The 21,872-nt window shown below is 71.6% G+C and carries 19 protein-coding genes and 2 pseudogenes; 17 read left to right on the forward strand and 4 right to left on the reverse strand.

Annotated elements, in window-relative coordinates; genetic code table 11:
* The 4 genes and pseudogenes from ABD350_RS30955 to ABD350_RS30970 all read left to right on the forward strand — a co-directional run.
* A pseudogene (locus tag ABD350_RS30955) lies at nt 1-186 on the forward strand (branched chain amino acid aminotransferase); the annotation flags it as partial.
* Between the two features lie 80 nt (nt 187-266).
* Nucleotides 267-746 (forward strand): NUDIX hydrolase, encoded by a 480-nt coding sequence (locus ABD350_RS30960; protein WP_344352239.1) that lies wholly within the window; start codon nt 267-269, stop codon nt 744-746.
* A gap of 54 nt (nt 747-800) precedes the next feature.
* Nucleotides 801-1,673: a 3-hydroxybutyrate dehydrogenase gene (locus ABD350_RS30965; RefSeq protein ID WP_344352240.1), complete on the forward strand. Its 873-nt coding sequence runs from the start codon at nt 801-803 to the stop codon at nt 1,671-1,673.
* A gap of 75 nt (nt 1,674-1,748) precedes the next feature.
* Entirely contained in the window at nt 1,749-3,668 is a 1,920-nt protein-coding gene (locus ABD350_RS30970) for a helix-turn-helix domain-containing protein (protein WP_344352241.1), read from the forward strand.
* Between the two features lie 50 nt (nt 3,669-3,718).
* On the opposite strand, the gene ABD350_RS30975 is transcribed toward ABD350_RS30970, so the two are convergent.
* Nucleotides 3,719-5,095, reverse strand: coding sequence for an MFS transporter (locus ABD350_RS30975; RefSeq protein ID WP_344352242.1), 1,377 nt, complete (start codon nt 5,093-5,095; stop codon nt 3,719-3,721).
* A 685-nt stretch (nt 5,096-5,780) separates the two neighbouring features.
* Here ABD350_RS30975 and ABD350_RS30980 point away from each other — a divergent pair.
* The 8 genes and pseudogenes from ABD350_RS30980 to ABD350_RS31020 all read left to right on the forward strand — a co-directional run bounded on the left by ABD350_RS30980 (nt 5,781) and on the right by ABD350_RS31020 (nt 15,163).
* Nucleotides 5,781-6,149, forward strand: a complete 369-nt coding sequence (locus tag ABD350_RS30980) for a hypothetical protein (protein WP_344352243.1) — start codon at nt 5,781-5,783, stop codon at nt 6,147-6,149.
* Nucleotides 6,150-7,040: 891 nt separating this feature from the next.
* The gene (locus ABD350_RS30990; RefSeq protein ID WP_344352244.1) at nt 7,041-7,868 is read left to right on the forward strand and encodes an NmrA family NAD(P)-binding protein; all 828 of its coding nucleotides are present in this window, start codon (nt 7,041-7,043) and stop codon (nt 7,866-7,868) included.
* 412 nt (nt 7,869-8,280) lie between these two features.
* On the forward strand, nt 8,281-8,646 hold the full coding sequence (locus ABD350_RS30995; protein WP_344352245.1) for a hypothetical protein: 366 nt from the start codon (nt 8,281-8,283) through the stop codon (nt 8,644-8,646).
* Nucleotides 8,647-8,732: 86 nt separating this feature from the next.
* Nucleotides 8,733-9,257: an anthrone oxygenase family protein gene (locus ABD350_RS31000; RefSeq protein WP_344352246.1), complete on the forward strand. Its 525-nt coding sequence runs from the start codon at nt 8,733-8,735 to the stop codon at nt 9,255-9,257.
* A 219-nt stretch (nt 9,258-9,476) separates the two neighbouring features.
* Complete coding sequence (locus ABD350_RS31005) at nt 9,477-10,469, forward strand: AraC family transcriptional regulator (RefSeq protein WP_344352247.1); 993 nt, start codon at nt 9,477-9,479, stop codon at nt 10,467-10,469.
* A gap of 572 nt (nt 10,470-11,041) precedes the next feature.
* Nucleotides 11,042-11,467 (forward strand): hypothetical protein, encoded by a 426-nt coding sequence (locus ABD350_RS31010; protein ID WP_344352248.1) that lies wholly within the window; start codon nt 11,042-11,044, stop codon nt 11,465-11,467.
* 196 nt (nt 11,468-11,663) lie between these two features.
* A pseudogene (locus tag ABD350_RS31015) lies at nt 11,664-11,933 on the forward strand (transposase); the annotation flags it as partial.
* 344 nt (nt 11,934-12,277) lie between these two features.
* Complete coding sequence (locus ABD350_RS31020) at nt 12,278-15,163, forward strand: nSTAND1 domain-containing NTPase (RefSeq protein ID WP_344352249.1); 2,886 nt, start codon at nt 12,278-12,280, stop codon at nt 15,161-15,163.
* 1 nt (nt 15,164) lies between these two features.
* Here ABD350_RS31020 and ABD350_RS31025 read toward each other — a convergent pair whose 3' ends face one another.
* The gene (locus tag ABD350_RS31025; RefSeq protein ID WP_344352250.1) at nt 15,165-16,307 is read right to left on the reverse strand and encodes a glycoside hydrolase family 183 protein; all 1,143 of its coding nucleotides are present in this window, start codon (nt 16,305-16,307) and stop codon (nt 15,165-15,167) included.
* A 176-nt stretch (nt 16,308-16,483) separates the two neighbouring features.
* On the reverse strand, nt 16,484-16,993 hold the full coding sequence (locus ABD350_RS31030; RefSeq protein WP_344352251.1) for an RICIN domain-containing protein: 510 nt from the start codon (nt 16,991-16,993) through the stop codon (nt 16,484-16,486).
* A 337-nt stretch (nt 16,994-17,330) separates the two neighbouring features.
* On the opposite strand from ABD350_RS31030, the gene ABD350_RS31035 reads away from it, so the two are divergent.
* From ABD350_RS31035 to ABD350_RS31045, 3 genes are all read left to right on the forward strand, one after another.
* Nucleotides 17,331-18,062 (forward strand): IclR family transcriptional regulator, encoded by a 732-nt coding sequence (locus tag ABD350_RS31035; RefSeq protein ID WP_344352252.1) that lies wholly within the window; start codon nt 17,331-17,333, stop codon nt 18,060-18,062.
* Between the two features lie 48 nt (nt 18,063-18,110).
* Entirely contained in the window at nt 18,111-18,440 is a 330-nt protein-coding gene (locus ABD350_RS31040) for a putative quinol monooxygenase (RefSeq protein WP_344352253.1), read from the forward strand.
* 430 nt (nt 18,441-18,870) lie between these two features.
* Nucleotides 18,871-19,185, forward strand: a complete 315-nt coding sequence (locus ABD350_RS31045; RefSeq protein WP_344352254.1) for an STAS domain-containing protein — start codon at nt 18,871-18,873, stop codon at nt 19,183-19,185.
* Between the two features lie 110 nt (nt 19,186-19,295).
* On the opposite strand, the gene ABD350_RS31050 is transcribed toward ABD350_RS31045, so the two are convergent.
* Entirely contained in the window at nt 19,296-19,715 is a 420-nt protein-coding gene (locus ABD350_RS31050; RefSeq protein ID WP_344352255.1) for an STAS domain-containing protein, read from the reverse strand.
* A 139-nt stretch (nt 19,716-19,854) separates the two neighbouring features.
* On the opposite strand from ABD350_RS31050, the gene ABD350_RS31055 reads away from it, so the two are divergent.
* Both ABD350_RS31055 and ABD350_RS31060 read left to right on the forward strand, forming a co-directional pair.
* Complete coding sequence (locus ABD350_RS31055) at nt 19,855-20,334, forward strand: ATP-binding protein (RefSeq protein ID WP_344352256.1); 480 nt, start codon at nt 19,855-19,857, stop codon at nt 20,332-20,334.
* A gap of 261 nt (nt 20,335-20,595) precedes the next feature.
* Nucleotides 20,596-21,813, forward strand: coding sequence for a PP2C family protein-serine/threonine phosphatase (locus ABD350_RS31060; protein ID WP_344352257.1), 1,218 nt, complete (start codon nt 20,596-20,598; stop codon nt 21,811-21,813).
* Nucleotides 21,814-21,872: the final 59 nt, after the last annotated feature.

The raw sequence follows: 21,872 nt of genomic DNA on the forward strand, positions 1-21,872 counted from the left end.
GAGGTCTTCGCGTGCGGCACCGCGGCGGTGGTCACGCCGATCGGCCACGTCAAGACCAAGACCGGCCAGTGGTCCCACGGCGACGGCTCGACCGGGCCGGTGACCATGCGGCTGCGCGAGGCGCTGCTCTCCCTCCAGCGGGGCCTCACGGAGGACAAGCACGGATGGATGCGAAAGCTGGGCTAGGCCCGCGCCCCGAGCGGTACGACCGTCGTACGACCCGGGAACCGGCCGGGGTGCCGGGTTCCGGCCGTTAGGGTCGGGGCATGGCTATTCCCGAATTCCTCCGTGCGCTCAGGGCCTCCGCCGGGCAGCAGCTGATCTGGCTGCCCGGGATCACCGCGATCGTGTTCGACGACGACGGCAGGGTGCTGCTCGGCCGGCGGTCGGACACGCGCAAGTGGTCGGTGATCGGCGGCATCCCGGAGCCGGGCGAGCAGCCCGCGGCCTGCGCGGTGCGGGAGGTCTTCGAGGAGACGGCGGTGCACTGTGTGGCCGAACGGGTGGTCCTCGTCCAGGCGCTGCCGCCGGTCACCTACCCCAACGGTGACATCTGCCAGTACATGGACATCACCATCCGTTGCCGGGCGGTGGGCGGCGAGGCCCGGGTCAACGACGACGAGTCGCTGGAGGTCGGCTGGTTCGCGGTGGACGCCCTGCCCGGACTGGACGAGTTCGGCCTCTTCCGTATCAAGCAGGCCATGTCCGATGCACCCACATGGTTCGACCCTATGACCGGCGGCTGAAGTATGGGTGGTGGCCATATGTGGTGACGGTGGGCTCCCGCTTAGGGTCGGTGTATGACCTCGCCCACCCCCCTGCCCGCCGCCTCGCTGTCCGGTCCCGCCGCGCCGTCCGGTTCCGCCCGCGTGCCCGGCCCCGGCCCCCGGCCGGGGTCCCTCGCCCTCGACCTCGGCGGCCGGACCGCGCTCGTCACCGGGGCCGCCGGCGGCATCGGCCGCGCCTGCGCGCTGCGGCTGGCCGCCGCCGGGGCCGAGGTGCGCGCCGTCGACCGCGACGCGGCCGGCCTGGACGAGCTGGCCCGGGAGGCGGAACGGGCCGGCGACCTCGCGGGCACCGTCGTACCGCGGGTCGTGGACCTCACCGACCTGGACGCCGCCGAACGCGCCGCCGCCGGCACGGACGTGCTGGTCAACAACGCCGGGCTGCAACTGGTACGGCCCATCGAGGAGTTCCCGCCCGTGGTGTTCCACACGGTGCTGACCGTGATGCTGGAAGCACCCTTCCGCCTCATCCGCGGCGCCCTTCCGCACATGTACGCCCAGGGCTGGGGCCGGATCGTGAACGTGTCCTCCGTCCATGGTCTGCGCGCCTCCGCCTACAAGGCTGCTTATGTGGCCGCCAAACATGGTCTCGAAGGACTGTCCAAGACGGCCGCGCTGGAGGGCGCCGCCCATGGTGTGACCTCGAACTGTGTGAACCCGGCCTATGTGCGCACCCCACTGGTCGAGAAGCAGATCGCCGACCAGGCCCGGGCGCACGGCATCCCCGAGGAACGGGTGGTGTCCGAGGTGCTGTTGAAGGACAGCGCGCTGCGACGGCTCATCGAGCCCGAGGAGGTCGCCGAGGCCGTGGCCTATCTGTGCGGCCCGCAGGCTTCCTTCGTCACCGGTACCTCGCTCGTCCTGGACGGCGGGTGGACGGCCCACTGACCAGCCCGGAACCACCGGATCCGCGAGTTGTCCACAGGCCTGCCGGACCGGTGGCCGATACGGAATCCTGTGACCATGTCCCGCGATCACCTCCAGCCGGCACCCACCGGCAGCGCCGAGGCGCCGTACCTCGACCTGCTCGCCCGCGACGCCTCCGTGGAGGCCTTCGAGCAGCCCGTCCTGCGCGCCCGAACCGCCGCCGAGCCGGCCGGCCGGATCGCCGCGCTGGAAGAGGCCAGACTGCTCGCCCTGCGCGTGCGCGCCGAACTGGAGGGACGGCGGCGGCGCGAGGCGGAACTCTCGGCGCTCTTCGAGACCGCCCACGACCTCGCCGGACTGCGCGACGTGGACGCCGTCCTCCAGGCGATCGTGCAGCGCGCCCGCTCCCTGCTCGGCACGGACGTCGCCTACCTCAGCCTCAACGACCCGGCCCGCGGCGACACCTACATGCGGGTCACCGAGGGCTCCGTCTCCGCCCGCTTCCAGCAACTGCGCCTCGGCATGGGCGAGGGGCTCGGCGGTCTCGTCGCCCAGACCGCGCGGCCCTACGTCACCGACGACTACTTCGAGGACGGCCGCTTCCAGCACACCCGCGCCATCGACGCCGGCGTCCGCGACGAGGGCCTGGTCGCCATCCTCGGCGTGCCCCTGATGCTCGGCCCGCACGTGATCGGCGTCCTGTTCGCGGCGGATCGGCGGGCGAGGGTCTTCGAACGCGAACAGATCGCCCTGCTCGGCTCCTTCGCCGCACTCGCCGCGGCGGCCATCGACACCGCCAACCTGCTCACCGAGACCCGCTCCGCCCTGGCCGGCCTGGAGCGCGCCAACGAGATCATCCGGGACCGCAGCGCCGTCATCGAGCGAGCCTCGGAGGTCCACGACCGGCTCGCCGAACTCGTCCTGCGCGGCGGCGGGGTGCACGACGTGGCCGCCGCCGTCTCCCAGGTCCTCGACGGCACCGTGACGTTCACCGAGGCCGCGGCGGCACCGGCCGAGGCCCTGGAGGCGTCCCGCGCCGAGGGGCACGCCGTACGGCATGGCAGGGACTGGATCGCCGCCGTGGCCGCGGGCGGCGAACTCCTCGGCGCCCTGGTGCTGCGCGGCCACCCCGGCCTGGATCCGGTCGACCAGCGCACCCTGGAGCGGGCGGCGATGGTCACCTCCCTGCTGCTGCTCGCCCGCCGCTCCGCCGCCGAGGCCGAACAGCGGGTGCGCGGCGAGCTGTTGGACGACCTGCTCGACGCGCGCGACCGGGATCCGCGGCTGCTGCGCGAGCGGGCCGGCCGGCTCCAGGCGGACCTTGACGCCACCCATGTCGTCCTGGCCGCCCGCCTCGACGGCCCGGCGGCCGACGCCGACGAGGAGGCCGCGGCCCGGCGGCGGCTGTGGTCCGCCGCCTCCCACCTCGCCGCCACCCGGCGCGGGCTGGCCGCGGCCCGCGACGGCGGCACCGTCCTGATGCTGCCGCTCCGCGCCGGTGACACCGCCACCGAGGTGGCCCGCCGCACCTCCCGCCACCTGGGCACGGCCGTCCACCAGCCGGTCACGGTCGGCGCCTCCGCACCCGTCACCGACCTCGCCCGGAACCCCGAGACCGTGGCCGCCGCCTACGCCGAGGGGCGCCGCTGCCTGGACGCGCTGCGCCTGCTGGGCCGGGCCGGGGACGGCGCGGCGGCCGAGGACTTCGGCTTCCTCGGCCTGCTCCTCGCGGGCGAACGGGACATCGCCGGCTTCGTCGAGCGGACCATCGGCCCGGTCGTGTCGTACGACGAGCGGCGCGGCACGGAACTGGTGCGCACCCTCGACGCCTACTTCGAGGGCGGGATGAGCCCGGCACGCACCAAGGACGCGCTGCACGTCCATGTGAACACAGTGGCCCAGCGACTGGAGCGGGTGGGCCGCCTGCTGGGCCCGGACTGGCAGACCCCCGCCCGCGCCCTGGAGATCCAACTGGCCCTCAGACTGCACCGGTTGGCGATGCCGATACGCCACTGACCGGCCCCCGAGACAAGGCCGGCCGGTGCGGGCGCGGGCCCCGGCGCCGGTCAGCGCGTCCGCGCCCCGGCGGCCGGACCGGCCCCCGAGGGTTCGCCGTCCTCGTCCGCGATCCGGCCGAGGTCCCGGTGCCGTGTCTCGCGCGCGAGCGCCACGGCCACCAGGGTCAGCACGGCGGCGGCGATCACGTACAGCGCGATCGGGGTGGAGCTGTCGTAGTCGGCGAGCAGCGCGGTGGCGATGAGCGGGGCGGGCGCGCCGGCCGCCACGGAGGCGAACTGGGCGCCGATCGAGGCACCCGAGTACCGCATCCGGGTCGCGAACATCTCGGCGAAGAACGCGGCCTGCGGTGCGTACATGGCGCCGTGCAGCACCAGCCCGACGGTCACGGCCAGGATCAGGTACCCGAACGACCCGGTGTCCACGAGCGCGAAGAACGGGAACATCCACAGCCCGACACCGGCCGCGCCCAGCAGGTACACCGGCCGCCGTCCGACCCGGTCGGACAGCGCGCCCCAGGCCGGGATGACGGCGAAGTGCACGGCGGAGCCGATGAGCACGGCGTTGAGCGCGGTCTGCTTGGAGACGTCGGCCGAGGTGGTGGCGTAGACGAGGATGAACGCGGTGATGACGTAGTAGCTGATGTTCTCCGCCATCCGGGCGCCCATCGCCACCAGCACGTCCCGCCAGTGGTGGCGCAGCACGGAGACCAGCGGCGGCTGCTCGTCCACCTGGGCCCGCCGCGCCTCCGCCCGCTCCAACGCCTCCTTGAAGACGGGTGATTCGTCCACGGACAGCCGGATCCACAGACCGACGAGCACGAGCACCCCGGAGAGCAGGAACGGGATCCGCCAGCCCCAGGTGCCGAAGGCGTCGTCGGACAGTACGGCGGTCAGCAGCGACAGCACACCGGTCGCGAGCAGCTGCCCGGCGGGGGCGCCGGTCTGCGGCCAGGAGGCCCAGAAGCCGCGCCGCCGCGCGTCGCCGTGCTCCGACACCAGCAGCACGGCGCCGCCCCACTCGCCGCCGAGCGCGAACCCCTGCACCAGCCGCAGGGCGGTCAGCAGCAGGGGCGCGGCGGAGCCGACGGTGGCGTGCGTGGGCAACAGCCCGATGGCGAACGTCGCCCCGCCCATCAGCACCAGGCTCAGCACCAGCAGCTTCTTCCGCCCCAGCCGGTCACCGTAGTGCCCGAACACCAGCGCCCCCAGCGGGCGCGCGGCGAACCCCACGGCGTACGTCAGGAACGACAGCAGCGTCCCTACGAGCGGGTCGGAGTCCGGGAAGAACAACTCGTTGAACACCAGCGCCGCGGCGGAGCCGTAGAGGAAGAAGTCGTACCACTCGATGGTGGTCCCGATGAGGCTGGCGGCGACGATCCTCGGGAGGCTCGCGGGGGGTGGGGGAGCGGTGTTTCCGGATGCCATGTGCGCCACTTCCTCGTGTGCGGTGGGGACGGGTACGTGTCGGCACACGGTAGGAAGCCGCAGGTCAGGGGCACATGTGGCGGGGCACCATAGTTCGGGGGGCGGGTATGCGTGCGGGCACCATGCCGGGGTGGGGGAGGGGTGGTTCGGGGGCTGGGGAGTGGTCGAGAGCAGTGCTGGCCGGGACGCGTAGTTGGGGGTGATTCGACGGTGCGGTGCTGACTTCCGTGCTGGTTCGGTGCTGACTGGAAGTCGGACCGTTGTACGGCCTCCGCTGTGTGTGGAAGAGGTATGGCCGGCCCTGGCAACGGGTGGCGTACCGTTCGCGGGAGCGCGGGTACCGGACCGGGCTTCGGTCAGCAGTCCGGGGGCGGGCTGGATGACCATGCCGGCGAGAGGCAGGCTGCTTTGGTCTCGGTCGCGGGCGTGCTGACCGCCCAGTCCGGGGATCTGTAGACGTAGTCGGTGGTTCTGCCGATCGGGCCGGTGAAGGATCGCGCCCCACTGCGGGCGGCAGTGGCGTTCTGCCTTGATCAGGACCGTCGTACGGCCGGTGCTCGGCCAGTACGGCGCGGAAAGTGCGCTCGCTGTCCGGGGGCCGGATGCAGCCGGGAGGGTCTGCGCGAGCGCACCGGTGGCCGCGGCCCCGACGTGTGCGGCGAGGCCGTCGGCATGGAACGGCGCGATGATCAACAAGAGCCTGACCGTACGGGGCGCCCAGCAGCACGGTGAGGGTTACATCCCCATGCTGCTGGACCGGCTGGCGGCCGTCGACGGTCACGCCTACGAATGGATCGCGGTGTTCCTTCTGGACCACCCGCACATCGCCACATGCCAGCCGATCGACATGCCCGCCATCGCACGCACACGTCGCGACGGGGGCTTGCTCCTCGATCAGTTGCGGTCCACCACCGCCGTGCTGGACTACCTCTTCCGCGCCGCTGCCGAACCTCCTGTTCCGCTTGTGAGGAACCGGTGCGCTATTACCAATTCGCCGCCGCGGATGCTGCCGCACCACCCAAGGACATCACCACCAGGCCCCTTGAGGACGTGACCGCAGCCAACCGCTTCACCGCCCTCGTCGAGCTGCGCCTTCCACCGGGCCATGCCCTCGCGGGCGCGTTGTCGCTCGCTGCGCATTGAGGCGCAGTCCTGGCCAGTGCGTCAAACGTGCCATCCCGCCATGGCGCCACGCGTGTTGCTCCCTCGTGGACGCTCAGTCAGTAGGAGCTGACCAAACTGACCTGCGCCTCGAATCGGTAGCCCGGCACACAGCGAACTGCCTCTACCGGTATTTGGAGGCGCTCATGGTTACCGGCGCGTCAAATCATCAGGCGCAGCTACGGTGATCACCTGTCAGTCTAATGACGGCGGAGCAGATTTTCGCCGGAGCGGCGGCTAGAAAATAGAGTGCTTGTTCGATCGGATCGTCTTCTTTCTGTAGCTGGCGTGATACCTACGAAGACAGGGGAGAAGCGGCGATGATGATCGGAATGTCGGACGCTCTTGAGATCCTCGCCCTTGTCTGCACCGGGCTGTGAGCCGGATACGTGCTCGCTGTTCTGTTCAGGTGTCATGCCGCTTTGAAAAAGGTGGACGGCGCCTCGTTCTTCGTGGCACCGGAGGCGCGCGACGGGAGCGGGGCGACCAGGAGTCCTCGCGCGACCAGGGTGGCGGGTGGGTCGCCCGGGCGGCGTTCGAGGGACGTTGGAACGCCCTGCACGGCGCGCGGACCCTGTTCGCCGTCGCCGCCTTCGTCCTCGTGGCCGCGGCCCTCCCCGCTGAACCTCCGGCAAGGCGCTCGGGTCGAACCCTTCCGGTGCTTGAGCGCCCCGGGCCGGGGTCGTGCGGACCTACGTCTTGCGCTCGCGAATCGAGACGATCGCGTATGAATGCGAGCCGGTGAGCTATGTACCGTCTGCCGCGCGGAGAATTCAATGAAGCCATGAGCACTCAAGGACAGACCGCCGCGCCCATCCTCGTCATCGGCGGCACCGGTAAGACCGGACGGCGTGTCGTCGAGCGCCTGCAGGGACTCGGCCGCCCGGCCCGGAGCGGCTCGCGCAGCAGCGAGATCCCCTTCGTCTGGGAGGACGAGAGCACCTGGGAGTTCGCGCTCGACGGGGTCTTGGCCGCCTACGTGACCTACTATCCGGACCTCGCCTTTCCCGGTGCGAAGGAAGCCGTCGAGCGGTTCGCCGCGTTCGCCGTGGAGCGGGGCGTCCGCCGCCTGGTGCTGCTCTCGGGCCGGGGCGAGGAGGGCGCCGTCGCCGGCGAGGACGGCCTCAAGGCGTCCGGCTGCGACTGGACCGTCGTACGCGCCAACTGGTTCAACCAGAACTTCAGCGAGAGCTTCTTCCTCGACCCGGTCCGCTCGGGCGAACTGGCGCTCCCCACCGGCGACGCCGTCGAGCCGTTCGTCGACACCGACGACATCGCCGACGTGGTGGTCGCCGCCCTCACCGACGACCGGCACATCGGCAAGACCTACGAGCTGTCCGGCCCGCGCCTGCTGAGCTTCCACGACGTGGCCCGCGAGCTGTCGGCGGCCACCGGCCGGACCATCACCTACATCCCGGTCAGCGTCGACGACTACCGCGCGGCGCTGCGCGAGCTGGGTGAGCCGGAGGAGTTCGCGGACCTTTTCACCGTCATTGTCGACGGCCGCAACGCCAGCCTCGTGCACGGCGTCAGGGAAGCGCTCGGGCGGGAGCCCAAGGACTTCGCGGACTACGCCAAGGAGGCCGCGGTCACCGGCGTCTGGGACGCCTGACGAAACGGTGTCCCACAGCGGTGTCCGCCGGACCGGGGCACCCGGCCGGCGGACACCGCACCGACCGTGTATCGCCACAGACCGACCAAGCCAGGCGCCCCGGTGGCCGAGCACCGGGGGCCCAGAGAAGAGAGGGACGCGATGGACGGGCTGCTGTGGGGAGGCAAGGGTGTGAACGCGCTGCCCCGCCACCTTCGCGGATTCGCACAGACGCACTTGGCGCTGCGGCGCGACTCCCGGCGACTGGTGGCCGCAGCGCCGCTTCTGACATCCGTCGGTCTTCCCCGGGCCGCGGAGTGGTGGCGGCAGCTCAGGGCCATCGTGGACTGGCATCACCGCACGGAGGACGAGATCCTCTGGCCGGGCCTGATCGAGCACGTGCCGGAGATTGCCGTCGGTTCCCACCGCATGGGTGCAGGACCACGTGGCGCTCGACGACTCGATGTTCCGCGTGACCACGGCGCTGAAGGACGGACGCGCGGAGCTGATCGGCGGCCCCGTCGACACCTTCGACACCGTCCTCCACCGGCACCTGCACGTGGAGGAAGAACTGACCTTCCCGGCCTTCGCCCGCGTACCGGCCGGCGTGTTCGCCGCCTTGGAGCGCCGCGTCCTCGCGGCGGCGCCCCTCCGCGGCAAGCGGGTCCTGCCGCCATGGCTAGTGGACGGACTCCCGCAGCCGGACGGGCTGATGCCCGGACCGGTGCGCCTGGTCGGACGCACCCTGCTGGAAGGCGCCTACCGCCGTTCGCTCACCGGAATCCTGGGACCCCGGTGAACGGCCGCCCGCCGGGCCCGCTCGCGGTCGACGACCGCCCCGGCGGCGCCGCACACCCGCCCCACAGAACCGACCCGAGGTACACGATGACTGCCGACGCCCTCCCCGAGATCACCTCCAAAGACCCCGTGCTCGTCGTGGCCACCCTCGGCACCGGTCTGATGGCCGGTCTCTACCTCGCGTTCGACGTCGGCGTGATGCCCGTCCTCGCGCGCCGCGAGGACGAGAGATTCGTCGCCGCGATGCGCCGGGTCAATGACGCCTTGGACGATGACACTGCCTTTGGGGCACTCTTCCTCGGCGTGTTCATGGCGACCGGCGCGGCCGCTCGCCGACTCGCCCGCGCGCACCGCAGCGACGCCGCCCGCCTGGCCCGGGCCGCCACGGTGTTGTACGGCCTCAGCGTCGTGGTGTCGCTCTGCGTCAATCTGCCCCTGAACCGCCGGCTGCGCACCGCCACTTGCACATCGGCCGCAGCCCTGGCCGCGAGCAGGAAGGCATACGAGGGCCCCTGGCGCCGGGCCAACGCGGTCCGTACGACAGCTTGCCTGGGCGCTCTCACACTGCTGGGTGCCACGGCGCGGCGGCGGACGGCCGTGCGGACGCAGTGACCGTCGCGACAACCGGACATGGCGCCGGGACCGTTGACAGACTGGACGCGGGAACCACTGCGGGTCCGGAACCCCCCACGGGAGTCTGGACTTACGATCGCGCGCCTCCTTTAGGGAGCCGCGCCGCCCGACGGCGCGGCTTCACGGGGCGGGAGAGGCACGGCCAGGGTCGAGCGCGCCCCGCGAGAAACGACGGTGAGACGGTGCGAGGTGAAGGTTGTGGATACGCTCAGCGGTCTGCTGGAAAGCCCCAAGGCGCGGGGCGCCTTTCTGCTGAAATCGGTGTTCAGCCCCCCGTGGGGACTGCACATCGAGGACCGGGCGCCCCTGTCGCTGGTCACCATGCTGCACGGCTCGGCATGGGTGCTCCGCGAAGGGGTCGACCCGGTGCAGATCGCGGCGGGGGACGTGGCAGTCCTGCGCGGCCCCGAGCCGTACACGCTCGTCGACGACCCGTCGACGCCTCCGGGCATCACCGTCGGCCCCGATCAGCGCTGCAACACCACTGACGGCGAGGACGCCACCGAGGCGATGTCCCTGGGCGTGCGCACCTGGGGCGAGCCGCACCGCACCGGGTCGACCGTGATGCTCAGCGGCACCTACCAGGCGCCCAACGAGGTAGGGCGCAGACTGCTCGCCAGCCTGCCCGCGCTGCTCGTCCAGCCCGCCTCGGCCGCGCGGACCCCGCTGATCGGCATGCTGGCCGCCGAGGTGGACAAGGAGGACATCGGCCAGGAGGTCGTCCTCGACCGGTTGCTCGACCTGCTGCTCATCAATGTCCTGCGCTCCTGGCTCATGGAGCCGGGCACGGGCGCGCCGCTCTGGTTCCGGGCGCAGAGCGACCCGGTGGTGGGACGGGCGCTGCGGCTGCTGCACGAACGGCCCAGCCAGTCGTGGACGGTCGCCTCGCTCGCGGCCTCCGTCGGGGTCTCCCGGGCGGTGCTGGCCCGGCACTTCACCGAACTCGTCGGCGAGCCGCCGATGTCCTACCTGACCGGATGGCGGCTGACGCTCGCCGCCGAACTGCTACGCGATCCGGACCTGTCCGTCGCCAACATCGCCCAGCAGGTGGGCTATTCGGGGCCGTTCGCGCTGAGTGCCGCGTTCAAGCGGGAACGGGGCGTCAGCCCGCAGGAGTTCCGCCGGGGCAAGCGGTCCGAGGAGACCCTGACCACCGGCTCGGACGGGCGGACAGTGATCCTCAGAACCTGAGGCGTGTCCGGCCGTCGGACTCCGGCCCGGTGAGCCGAGGGGAGGCGGGGTACGGACCGGGGCGCGACCCGGCGGCGGCTTTTCGGGTTGGTCACCGGGCCGTGCCCGGAGCCCTCGCGGGAGTCCCGGCGGTGACGGCGGCCGCGTGTCGCGGCCCCCGCACGCGACACGGTCCGTCGGCCGCTGCGGGATGGGACGCGTCAGCCCGGAGGCGACGCGGCGCACAGGCCTGTGCGGGACGGGACGCGTCGACCCGTACGAGATCTGGCGCACCGGCCTACATGGGGAGCGCCCGGCCGCCCCGTGCCCGAAGTTGCGCTCCGCTGCTCGTACCGATCGACGCACCGCCCACGGGCACACCCGGCGTGCGTGCCGTCACCCCGTCCCTTCGGCTGGGCGGTGTCCTGCGCGGGCCTCTCCCCGGCACCGGGACGGACCCGGATGCGCCCCCGACAGACGGTCGGGCGTTCTATACAGGTTTCGCCGAGACGTTGCAGAAGCTTGTCGACCAGCAGGTGGCGCGCCGGGTGAAGTTCCTGTCGGGCAGAAGGCAGAGAAGAGGTAGGTGTCGCATGTTCCTGATGGGCGCGTTGCTGGTTGTCAGTTCGGTCACTACAGCGGTGGGCGCGGTGGTGGTCCTCCTCCTGTTGAGCCACCCACCGCTGCCCGTGCCCAGAACTTACGCGCTTGTTGCCCTGATCCTGGCTTCCTCGGCGGTGGCGGTGTACTGCTACGGCTGGTTCTCCGTCACAACGGGAGGGCCTTTCCCCGAACTGTGCACGAGCCGGAATGACGCCGGCGCCGACTTGACGGCCATCAAGCAACAGTATTGGCCTCTTCGAAACGCCTGCGTGTACTCCGACGGGTCGACCGTGGAGTACGTCTCGATGTCGGTCACTGTGTTCGTATGCCTGTTGACGGGTGCCGCCTCCGTCTCGGCCGGCACCTCCGTATACCTGCGCAAGCGAGTGAGAAAAACTTCTGGGGTGATCTCATAAACACCGATTTCTCGCGCCGCACCCTGCTCAGAGGATTCGCCGGTGTCGCCGCCGGAGCCGCACTGCTCGCCACGGGAGGACAACGAGGATCCGCAGCGCCTCAAGGCCGCGAAGAAGCTCGCCAGCATGCAGGCGACCCGATACTCCAGTGGCAGTTCGCTATTCCTGCTGGGCAGGAGCGTGCTTGTGAGGGCACTTGGCTGATGTGCCGTCAGGTGTCTGGAGTTCGTTCCTCCGGGTGCGGATCGGCCACTGCTTCGGCCGGGTGGACCTGCGTCGGCGGATGCGGGTCTGTGTGCACGGCCTGCTCGGACCGGTAGGCCGCAAGAACAGCCGGCAGCTGGCCGAGCACGCCGGTCACCGCACCCCCGCCGGGCTGCAGCACCTGCTGAGCCGGGCCCGCTGGGACCCCGACGAGACCCGTGACGACCTGCAGGAATACGTCGCCGAGAGACTCGGGGACCCGACAGTCCCCGGCGGCAGCGTGCCCCTGGACCTGCCGATGCGGTGGACACGCTGAGTGACTGAAGGAACGTGCAGGTCAGAGGCATACGTGTGGGGACACCATAGTTCTGGGCGCGGGAGTGCCCGTGAACACTATGGGTGGTGTGGTTCCGCCAGGGTCGGCCTCATGGCCCGCCGGCTCTCCGGGGGGAACATCATCTCCGGTGACGGGCACCCGGTTGCCGGTGCCGTTGCCCTGCCGGTCGTGCCGTTTGCCGCCGTTGGGCGTTAGTCAGGTTCGGGGGACGAGGGCACGGAACGAACGCGTGGTCGACGACCCCGTCCACAGGGGGAGGTGTTCTGCAGGTGCCGCGTCGAGAGCGTCCGCTGGATGTCGAGGACGGACCGCTGCTGGAGTTCGCCACGAAGCTGCGGAAGGTGCGGGAACAGGCGGGGAGCCCGACCTACCGGGACCTCGCACGCCGGGCGCACTATTCGATCGCGACGCTTTCCGCGGCCGCGGGGGGACGTCAACTGCCCACACTGGCCGTCACTCTCGCCTACGTCCGCGCCTGCGGGGGTGACGAGCGGGAATGGGAGCGGATCTGGCGCAGGACGGCGGCCGAATGCGCCGCCGGCCCGGCGCCGGAGCGGAGCGAGGAGACGGCCTGTGCGCCCTATGTGGGCCTGACACCCTTCCAGCAGGCGGACGCCGATATGTTCTTCGGGCGGGAGAGTCTCACCGACCGGCTGGCCGAGCACCTGAAGCGGAAGAGGCTGCTCGTTCTCCTCGGGGCCTCGGGGTCCGGCAAGTCGTCCGTGCTGCGCGCCGGGGTGCTTCCCAGGTTCCCGGCGGCCCTGCCCCTGGTGTTCACTCCGGGACCGGACCCTCTGGAGGAGTGCGCGATCCAGTTGGCGGCCATGGCGGGGATCTCTTCGGGCCCGTTGCGCGCCGAACTCGCCGTGGAGCCCCGCACACTTCACCGTGCGGTGCGGCAGGTCCTCGCCCGCTCGCCGGATCCGGGGCAGGAAGTCCTCCTCACCGTCGACCAGTTCGAGGAAGTGTTCACCCAGTGCGGTGACGCGGGGGAGCGCGACGCCTTCGTGGCCTCGCTCCTGCACGCCGCGCGGACTCCCGACAGCCGCTGCCGCGTCGTCCTCGCCATCCGGTCCGACTTCTATACGCACTGCACCCGAGTCCCCGGCCTGGTCGATGTCCTGGCCGACGCGCACGTCCCCGTCGGGCCGATGACCGTCGACGAGTTGCGCGCCGCGATCGTCCGGCCCGCCGCCCGTGCCGGGCTGAGTGTCGAGGGCGCTCTCCTGGCGACCCTCACGGCCGCCGCCCACGGCCGGCCCGGCACCCTGCCCCTGCTCTCCCACGCCCTGCGGGAAACCTGGCGCCGTCGGCGGGGAAACGCCCTGACCCTCGCCGGCTTCCAAGCGGCGGGCGGTTTCGAAGGCGCGCTCGCCCAGACGGCCGAAGACTTCCATTCCGGTCTGAGCGGCACCCAGCAGCGGATCGCCCGGCAGCTCTTCCTGCGGCTCATCGCTCTGGGCGAGGGCACCGAAGACACCAAGCGCCGCGTGCCACGCCATGAGCTCGACGACACCGCGGACGTCGCCCATGTCCTGGAACAGGCCACCCGGGCACGTCTGCTGACCGTCGACCGGGACCGTGTCGAGATCACCCATGAGGCCCTGATCGGCTGCTGGCCCCGCCTGGGCCGCTGGTTGAGCGAAGACCGGGAGCACTTGCGCCTGCACCGGGCGCTCACCGAGGCCACCGCGGTGTGGGAGTCGCTGGACCACCATCCCGACACCCTCTACCGCGGGGTGCGCCTGGCCGCGGTGAGGGACCTGCCCGAGGATGTGCTGACCGCCCGGGAACGCGCCTTCCTCGACGCGAGCCGGAGCGCGGAGGAGAGCGAGGCACGGCGCGTCCGCCGCCACCTCCGCCGTCTGCGCCGGCTCGTCGCGGCTCTCGTCGCACTGCTCGTCTGCGCGGCCTCGGCCGTCGCGGTCGCCGTGCACTTCCAGCAGATCTCCACGGCGCAGCGCAACCAGGCCCTCGCCCTCAAGGCCGTCGACACCTCGGCCGATCTGCGGATCCGCGACCTCTCGCTCGCCACCCAGCTGGCGCTGACCGCCCACCGTCTGCACCCGGGCAAGCACAGCCGCAGCGGCCTGTTCAACGTGATGTCGCGCCGCCTGACCAGCCACGTCCACGCGGTGAGCGTCACCGGGGACGGACGCACACTGGCCGTGGCACACGACGGCGACCGTCTGGAACTGTGGGATCTCGAAGACCCTCGGAACCCCGCCCTCCAGGCCCGCCCCGACGGCCACGGCAAGGGCATCGGCCTGGCGACGGTGACCTTCAGCCCGCGGGGGAACCTTCTGGCCGGCGTCGGCTGGAAGGGCGAGATCCAGCTCTGGGATGTGTCCGGCCCCCGTCGGCCGCACCTGTTGTCGGTCTTCCCCGCCGGCCACAAGGACTACGTCTTCTCGCTGGACGTGAGCCCGGACGGCCGGATGATCGCCACCGGCAGCTACGACGACACCATCCGGCTGTGGGACGTGGCCGACCCGGCCCGTCCCCGCTTCCTGAAGCAGCTGACCGGCCACACCGGCAACGTCAAACCGGTCGCTTTCAGCCCCGACGGCACGACCCTGGCCTCCGGCTCCGACGACCGCACCGTCCGCCTGTGGCACGTGAGGAACCCACGCCACGCCCGACTGATCACCGTGCTCAGGGGCGGCCACAAGGACTTCGTCGACACGCTCGCCTACAGCCGGGACGGTCGCTCGCTCCTCTCCGGCAGTGACGACGGCACCGCGCGCCTGTGGGACCCGACCGATGCGGGACACCCCATGCGCGGCCGGCTCAACGGCCACACCAGCGTAGTCACCAGCGTGCACTACGCCGGCCCGGACCACCGGACCGCCGCCACGGCCTCACGGGACGGGACGGTGCGGATCTGGAACACGACCGACCTCGCACACCCCGTCGAACGGGACACGCTCCCCCTCTCCTCGGGAGGATTCTTCACCGCGCTCCCCCTCCCGACGCGCGGCCTGATCGTGACGCTCAGCCAGGACGGTGCCGTCGACATCTGGAACACGGACCTGTCCTGGACACTCACCCATGCCTGCGGACAGGTCCGCACCCCCCTCAGCCGCGCCGAGTGGTCCCGCCACTTCCCGGGCCTCGACTACCGTCCGCCCTGCGCCGGCCGGACGCGTCCGTGACTCAACCGCCGAAGCCCCGCACACGGAACTGCATGACGTGGTACGGCCAATTCACCTTCCCGTCGTTGTTCCACTGGCTCACCGACAGATGGAGGTCGCGGAGCGTCGAGCCCGGGATGATGTAGCCGCCGTACAGCTGGGCGACGTGCGTATCGTCCTCATGGCCCCAGGCGCCGCCGTGAATCAGGGTCTCGCGGCGGGCGGAGGGGAGGTTCGACGCGGGGTGGTCCACGATGATGCCGTCGATACGGTAGTCGCCCTGGTTGAACCAGGTCAGCACCCACTTCCCGTCGAGCGGACGCAGGCACAGTTCCCCGAACCCGCCCTCCAGGACGGGGGTGGGCGGGTTCCCCCATCCCCAGGAGCCGTCGCGCCGGCCCCATGGCTGGTAGGCGCCCGGATCGGTGATCCGGCCGGGCGGTACGCGGTGCAGGATGATCGGCTTGTCGCGCTGATTTCCCGTCGAGTACACGTACACGTACCCGTCGTCGCCCAGTGCCCAGGTGAGCAGCTGGAACAGCCCGCCGTGCAGGTCGGCGGGGAACTTGGCGCCGGTGTGGGTCCAGGTCGCGCCCGAGTCGTCCGAGCGCCAGATCTCGGTCCACACCACGTTGGGGTAGGGCTTGTTCACCATGGCGTGCAGGTAGATCGTGCCGCCGATGGCGATCACGTCGGAGGGCAGCACGGTGGAGAACTCGGGATTGTCGTGGTCGTAGGCCCAAAGCTGCTGGGCGTGTTCCCCGCCCACCGCGCCGGTCCACCGCACGCGCTTGGTCAGCGGGTCCGCTTCCCCGTAGAGGGCGACGGGCGAGCGCCACCAGCCGCCGCCGACCCGGGCGTGCTCGAAGGTGTCACCGAAGACGAACAGAAGCCGGCCGTCGGGCGTACGGACGGGCACCCCGAGGTCGGTGGCCTCCATACGGAAACGCGTGGTGATCCCGGGGCCCGTGAGATCGGCGACCTTGTCGACCCGGAGAGCCCCGGCCCGCGACCGCGCGGGCCGGGCACCCTGTGCCTCCGGGGCGGAGACCAGGGCCGAGGCGCCGGTGAGGACGGCTCCCGCCGCGGCCCGGAGGAACGTCTTGCGGCTGACTGCCGGGTGCCGTGGGCCGGCCGGCGTTCCCTGCGATTCCGTGATGCTCATGAACTCTCCTCGTCGTCAGACGTGGTGGAGGAGACCGGCCCCGTCCTGGGGCGGGGCTCCACGGGTCGGGTCCGTGCGCCCGGCGTCCGAAGCGCCGGGACGGGCCCGGTGGCCGGCCCGCGGCCGGCGTCCGAGCCCGTCCCGTCCCCCGCTCGGCTGCCGCTACGGGAACCGGGTTACCGCCAGTTCTGGAAGTCGAGGCTGTTGCAGGCGAACAGGCGCAACCCGGCGTTGCTGTCGTCCAGGCACGTGCCGGCCGCCTGGTTCTGGAAGACCACGTTGCCGCCTCCCTTGCGCACCCACCAGCTGACCTCCCGGGAGCTGTTGCACCCGCCCATCGTCAGACGCCCGCCGCCACTGGCGAGACACTGGCCGGTGGCGATGTTCCTCAGGCGCCGGGTGCCGTCCTGGAAGACGTGCACCTCCCACTTCTGGAAGTCCAGGTTGTTGCAGTCGAAGGTGCGCACACCCGCGCTGCTGTCGTCCAGGCACTTGTTCGTGGCCACGTTCCGGAAGGTCTGCACGGGGTCGGCCGCGCGGGACACGGCCTTGGTGACACGGGTCCCCGTGCCGGTGTTCCCGGGCCCGTCGGCCGCGGCCGTACCGGCCGCCGACGCGGACAGCAGGGCACCGGTGGTGGCCAGTGACAGGAGTACGGCCCGGAGCACCTTCACGCGCTGATTCATCGTGATCACGTTCCCTTCGTCGTGCGGCGCCGCCGGAGCGCTGATGCCCGGCGTTCATCGCCAGGACAGGTCTAGCCGCTCCCGTTTGTTCACGTTCGGGGGCTTCCTTCCGAACAAACAAATCCTGAACACGCCCGATGCACCCGGCCGGGGCGGGACGCCTGCCGCTCGTACTCCCGCGCTCGTCGCCGGCGGAGGCCGGGTCCCGCACGGGCGCCCCCGTCGGCGCCCCCGGGCATCGGCGGCGGGCCTGCGGCACCCGGCGGCGAGCGTGAGGCGGCGACGCGGGCCCCGGTAAACTCACTCCTCGCAGTTCCGCCACGAGAAGGCCCCCGCCATGCCCCACCCCCAGTCCGTGGACCGCGCGCTCGCCCTGCTGGACGAACTGGCCGACGCCGACGGCCCCCTCAGCGCCAAGAGCCTCGCTTCCCGCCTGGGCTGCTCCCTGTCCACCGTGTACGAACTCCTGGGCTCCCTCTCCGCCCGCGGCTACGTGGCCCGCGGCCCGCGCGGCTACGGCCCCGGGCCCCGGGTCTCCGCCCTCCATACGGCGTTCCGCCGTCACGTCGGCGCCGACACCGCCGTGCCCGCGCTGCTGGAACGGGTGAGGCGGGCCACCGGCGCACCGGCGTACTTCACGGTTTACCGCGACGGGCTGATCACCACCGTCGACACCACCGCGCCCCTGGCCGACCCGGCCAGCCCCTGGCAGATCGGCCCGGAGACCCGGGCGCACGCCACCGCCCACGGGAAGGTCCTGCTCGCCGGCCTCTCGCGCCCCGAGCGGCGCCGCTACCTCACCGCGCACGGCATGGCCCGCCTGACCACGCGCACCATCACCGACCAGGACCGCTTCGAGGCGGAGGTCGCCCGGGTCCGCACCCGCGGCCTCGCCGTCTCCGTCGCGGAGGCCGACCCGGCCTACACCTGCCTCGCCGTTCCCGTCCCCGGGCACCCCCGGCACGCGCTCTCGGTGTCCCTCTCCGTCGCCGACTACCGGTGCCGGGGCCCGCGCGTCGGCTCTCTCCTGGCCGACGCGGCGGCCAGGTTTCCGGCCCTGCCGGAATAAGGCGCCCTCGGGCTGTGCCGTCCGTCCGGCCCCGCCCAGACTGACCGCATGATCTTCATCGCCGTCCGCTACACCCTGCGTCCCGAGGCCGCCGACAACTGGCCCGCCCTGATCGCCGACTTCACCGCCGCGACCCGCGCCGAACCCGGCAACCTCTTCTTCGACTGGTCCCGCAGTGTCGAGGACCCGTGCCGGTACACCCTCCTTGAGGCCTTCGCCGACGAGGCCGCAGGCGCGGCCCACGTCCGGTCCCCGCACTTCGAGCGGGGCCTGTCCGTCATGGCCGAGGCCATCGCCGAGATCCCCGAGATCATCCATGTCCCGCTGCCGGACCGCACGGGCTGGGACCGGATGGCCGAGCTGACGCCGCGGGCCTGAACGTGCCGGCCGGGCCCGCGTACGCCGGGGCGTTCGCAGCACGGCACCCGACGAGGAGGCCACCGGCTTCCAGGGTGCGCGACGAGGTGCCGCGGGCCCTTCCCGGTGACGGCCGGCGCCCGTGACGCCGTGGCATCCGCGCCGGTAGGGCCGCCCGGCCCGCTTCCGCCGTGGGGCGGTCGGACCTCCCGGCGGCCCTGCAGCCCGGCCTTCTTCACCAGATCCCGTGCAGCAATCCACGTCTTGTGGAAGTGTGGCGGCCATCGGGTCCTCGCTGCGGCCACGACCGGATACCGCTGAGGCTCGACAGAGCCCGCCGGCCGGTCGTGTTCGCACAGGGCCCCACTCCGCCGTCTCCGACAGCTCATCGAAGGCTTCCATGCCAGCCTGTTACGGGGTGCCACACGGTCCGCTGTCATCCGGGCAGACCATGGCCACCGACGACATCAGCGTCATCACGTTGCACGGCGACATCGACCACGACACCATCGACCACCTGCGGGACGTCCTGCTCTTCCCCCACGGCGCGGCCACGGCCCGCACGGTGATCAGTCTCAGCGCCGTCACCTTCATCGACTCCAGCGGCATCAACGCCCTCATCACCGCCCACCACGCCGCCCGCCGCTCAGGCGGCTGGCTGCGTCTGGCCGGCCCGGTCGCATCCGTCCTGCGCGTCATCCAGATCGTCGGCCTGGACAGCATCATCCCCTGCTACGCCACGCTCCCTCACGCTCTGGCCGCCTGACGGCACCTCCCACGCGTCCACGCCGCGGCGCCTGATCGTCGGCCGGACAACGAGCTGCCGTGCGGCGGCCGGCGCAGCCGAATGCGGCGCGCGAGCGGTGGGGTCGCGGTTCAGGCGGCGTGCTCCGCCTCAAGGGCCTCGTCAAGGGTGGCGTGCAGCGGGATGACGTCATCGAGGCAGACGATGTGCAACAGGTCCGTGATGAGCTTCGGGGTGTCAGCCAGGCGCAGCCACCCGCCGCGGGCCCGGGCGGCGTTGTTGGCGGCGACCAGGACGTTGATGCCGCTGGAGTCCATGAAGGTGACCTCGCGGAAGTCGATGACGGTGCACCGGGCGCCCTCGTCCTCGGGGACGAGGGCGTGACGCAGGGCATCGGTCGTGGTGTGGTCGATCTCCCCGGCGAGGGCGACGACGTGCACGCCGTCGGCGGTGGCGCGCCGGGAGACGGTCAACTGGGCTTGGTTCATACCGTCCGTCTCCCGCTCCTTGAGGTGGATGCCCGCTGCCGCGAAGGCTCTGCCTCCACGCAAGCGCAGGGTGCAGCCTAACGTCAACCGTGTCCGGGCAGGGATGAAGCCCCCGTACACGGGGCACTCGGCATGTGGCTGTGGGATGCTACGCGGACACGGCACGCATCCTGTGTAACGATCATTTGGGGCGGGCGAGGGCATGGAGCAGGCCGCGGGGGACGAGGGACAGACAACACGGCGCGGCCAGGAGCTGTCGGCGTCGGCCGCCTACGACGGCGATCCCTCCTGCATCGGTGACGCCCGGCAACTGGCCACCCGCTTTCTCACCGAGGTGCAGGCGGTGTACGGCCTGCCCGTCTCGGAGCGGGCGCTGGGCATGACACAGCTGGTGGTCAGTGAGCTGGTCACCAACGCGGTGAAGTACGCGCCCGGCCCGGTCATCCTCGACCTGCGGATCACCGGTGGCGCGGTACGGGTATCGGTATGGGACAGCGACCCGGTCCTGCCCGACGTCGCCGCCACCGACCCTCGGCGCGTGGGACGGCACGGACTGGAGATCACCCTCGCCGTCAGCCAGGGCTTCGAGGTACACCGCGAACCGGTCGGCAAACGGGTCACCGCGCTGATCGCACTGGCCGACGACCCGGACGGAAACGTCGCCGGCCGCAGCGCCCCGTAGGCCCCGGGAGGCCCCTCGCATCGGCCGGGCCGGTCGGCTCGTCTCACCGCTCGCGCTGGATGCGACCTTCGTGCGGCCGTTTGGATCACGGCGGTGCGGCCGTCGGCGGCCCGCGTCGGGTTCGTGCGCCGTGGCGCCGGCCGGGGGCGTCACGGACGATGTCGACGCCGTCTCCACCCGACGTATGGCGACCCGGCAACGGCAGCTGAGTGGTGGTGGCCGGTCGGGGGAAGAAGGGGTCGCGACCGGGGAGGTGCGTGGGTGGACGGCGGACGTCTGGAACTGGACGACGTGCTGCGCGCGGCGGAGGACGCCGCGCCGGTGGAGTCGGTGGACGTGGTCGCCCGGAACCTGGAGAAGCGGTTCGGGGCGCAGGAAGTGTCCTTCCTGCTCGTGGATCTGATCGGGCAGGAGATAGTCCGGCTGCCACGCGCCGGTGATCCTCCCGGCGGTCCGGAGCGCCGGCGGTTGCGTGGCAGCGTGTACGACCGGGTCCTGCGCGGTCAGCGGCTCCATGAAGAGACCGACGACGAGGGCGGGGCCCGCCTGATCGCGCCGGTCACGAACCGAGGGGACTGCATCGGCGTCCTGGAGTTGACACTGCCCTGCGTCGATGACGACGTCCGCGAGCAGGTGGCGCAGGCTGCCCACGCGCTGGCGTACATCGTGGTCACCGACCGGCGCTTCACCGACCTGTACCACTGGGGGAGACGCACGACCCGCACCAGCCTGGCGGCGGAGATCCAGTACCAGCTGCTGCCGTCGGCTCCGTGCTGCGAGGCGGCACAGTTCACCCTGGCCGGTGGTCTGGTCCCGGCCGACGACATCGGCGGCGACACCTACGACTACGCCCTCGACCGGAACACCCTGCACCTGTCGATCACCGACGCCATGGGCCACGACACCGCTTCGGCGATGCTGGCCACCCTCACCGTCAACGCCCTCCGCGGCGCGCGCCGAGCCGGGTGGGGGATCACCGAGCAGGCGCGGGCCGCACACGAGGCCGTACACGCCTACGGCCGGGGCATGACCACCGGCCAGCTGCTGCGCATCACCCTGGACACAGGCGCCTGCCGACTGGTCAACGCCGGTCACCCCTGGCCGCTGCGGCTGCGGCAGGGCCGGGTGGAAGAGGTGCCGCTGAAGGTCAACTTGCCGTTCGGCATCCCCGCTCCGGTCACCTACGAGGCACAGGAACTGGAGCTGCTGCCCGGAGACCGCCTGGTGCTGATCACCGACGGCATGCAGGAACGCGACGCTCGCGCCGTGGATCTGCCCGCTCTTGTCCACGCCACCCGGGAGGAGCACCCCCGTGAGGTGGTACGGGCCCTGACCGAAGCGATCCACGACGCCTGCGAAGGGCATCTTCCCGATGACGCGACCGCGCTGATTCTCGACTGGCACGGAACCGACTCCTGGGAACGCACCACCGACGCCGGCTCCAACACGCGCGATCATCCCCTACGGCCCGTCCGCTGACGCCGCCCCGTGCACGAGCCGGCCATCCCACGGTGCAGGCGTTCGTGTCGGGAGAGACG

This window comes from Streptomyces nogalater, assembly GCF_039532885.1.
Classification (GTDB): domain Bacteria; phylum Actinomycetota; class Actinomycetes; order Streptomycetales; family Streptomycetaceae; genus Streptomyces; species Streptomyces nogalater.

Coding starts and splice junctions, on each gene's coding strand:
- ABD350_RS30960 (WP_344352239.1), top strand. CDS start 267: ATGGCTATTCCCGAATTCCTCCGTGCGCTCAGGGCCTCCGCCGGGCAG.
- ABD350_RS30965 (WP_344352240.1), top strand. CDS start 801: ATGACCTCGCCCACCCCCCTGCCCGCCGCCTCGCTGTCCGGTCCCGCC.
- ABD350_RS30970 (WP_344352241.1), top strand. CDS start 1,749: ATGTCCCGCGATCACCTCCAGCCGGCACCCACCGGCAGCGCCGAGGCG.
- ABD350_RS30975 (WP_344352242.1), bottom strand. CDS start 5,095: ATGGCATCCGGAAACACCGCTCCCCCACCCCCCGCGAGCCTCCCGAGG.
- ABD350_RS30980 (WP_344352243.1), top strand. CDS start 5,781: ATGATCAACAAGAGCCTGACCGTACGGGGCGCCCAGCAGCACGGTGAG.
- ABD350_RS30990 (WP_344352244.1), top strand. CDS start 7,041: ATGAGCACTCAAGGACAGACCGCCGCGCCCATCCTCGTCATCGGCGGC.
- ABD350_RS31000 (WP_344352246.1), top strand. CDS start 8,733: ATGACTGCCGACGCCCTCCCCGAGATCACCTCCAAAGACCCCGTGCTC.
- ABD350_RS31010 (WP_344352248.1), top strand. CDS start 11,042: ATGTTCCTGATGGGCGCGTTGCTGGTTGTCAGTTCGGTCACTACAGCG.
- ABD350_RS31025 (WP_344352250.1), bottom strand. CDS start 16,307: ATGAGCATCACGGAATCGCAGGGAACGCCGGCCGGCCCACGGCACCCG.
- ABD350_RS31030 (WP_344352251.1), bottom strand. CDS start 16,993: ATGAATCAGCGCGTGAAGGTGCTCCGGGCCGTACTCCTGTCACTGGCC.
- ABD350_RS31035 (WP_344352252.1), top strand. CDS start 17,331: ATGCCCCACCCCCAGTCCGTGGACCGCGCGCTCGCCCTGCTGGACGAA.
- ABD350_RS31040 (WP_344352253.1), top strand. CDS start 18,111: ATGATCTTCATCGCCGTCCGCTACACCCTGCGTCCCGAGGCCGCCGAC.
- ABD350_RS31045 (WP_344352254.1), top strand. CDS start 18,871: ATGGCCACCGACGACATCAGCGTCATCACGTTGCACGGCGACATCGAC.
- ABD350_RS31055 (WP_344352256.1), top strand. CDS start 19,855: ATGGAGCAGGCCGCGGGGGACGAGGGACAGACAACACGGCGCGGCCAG.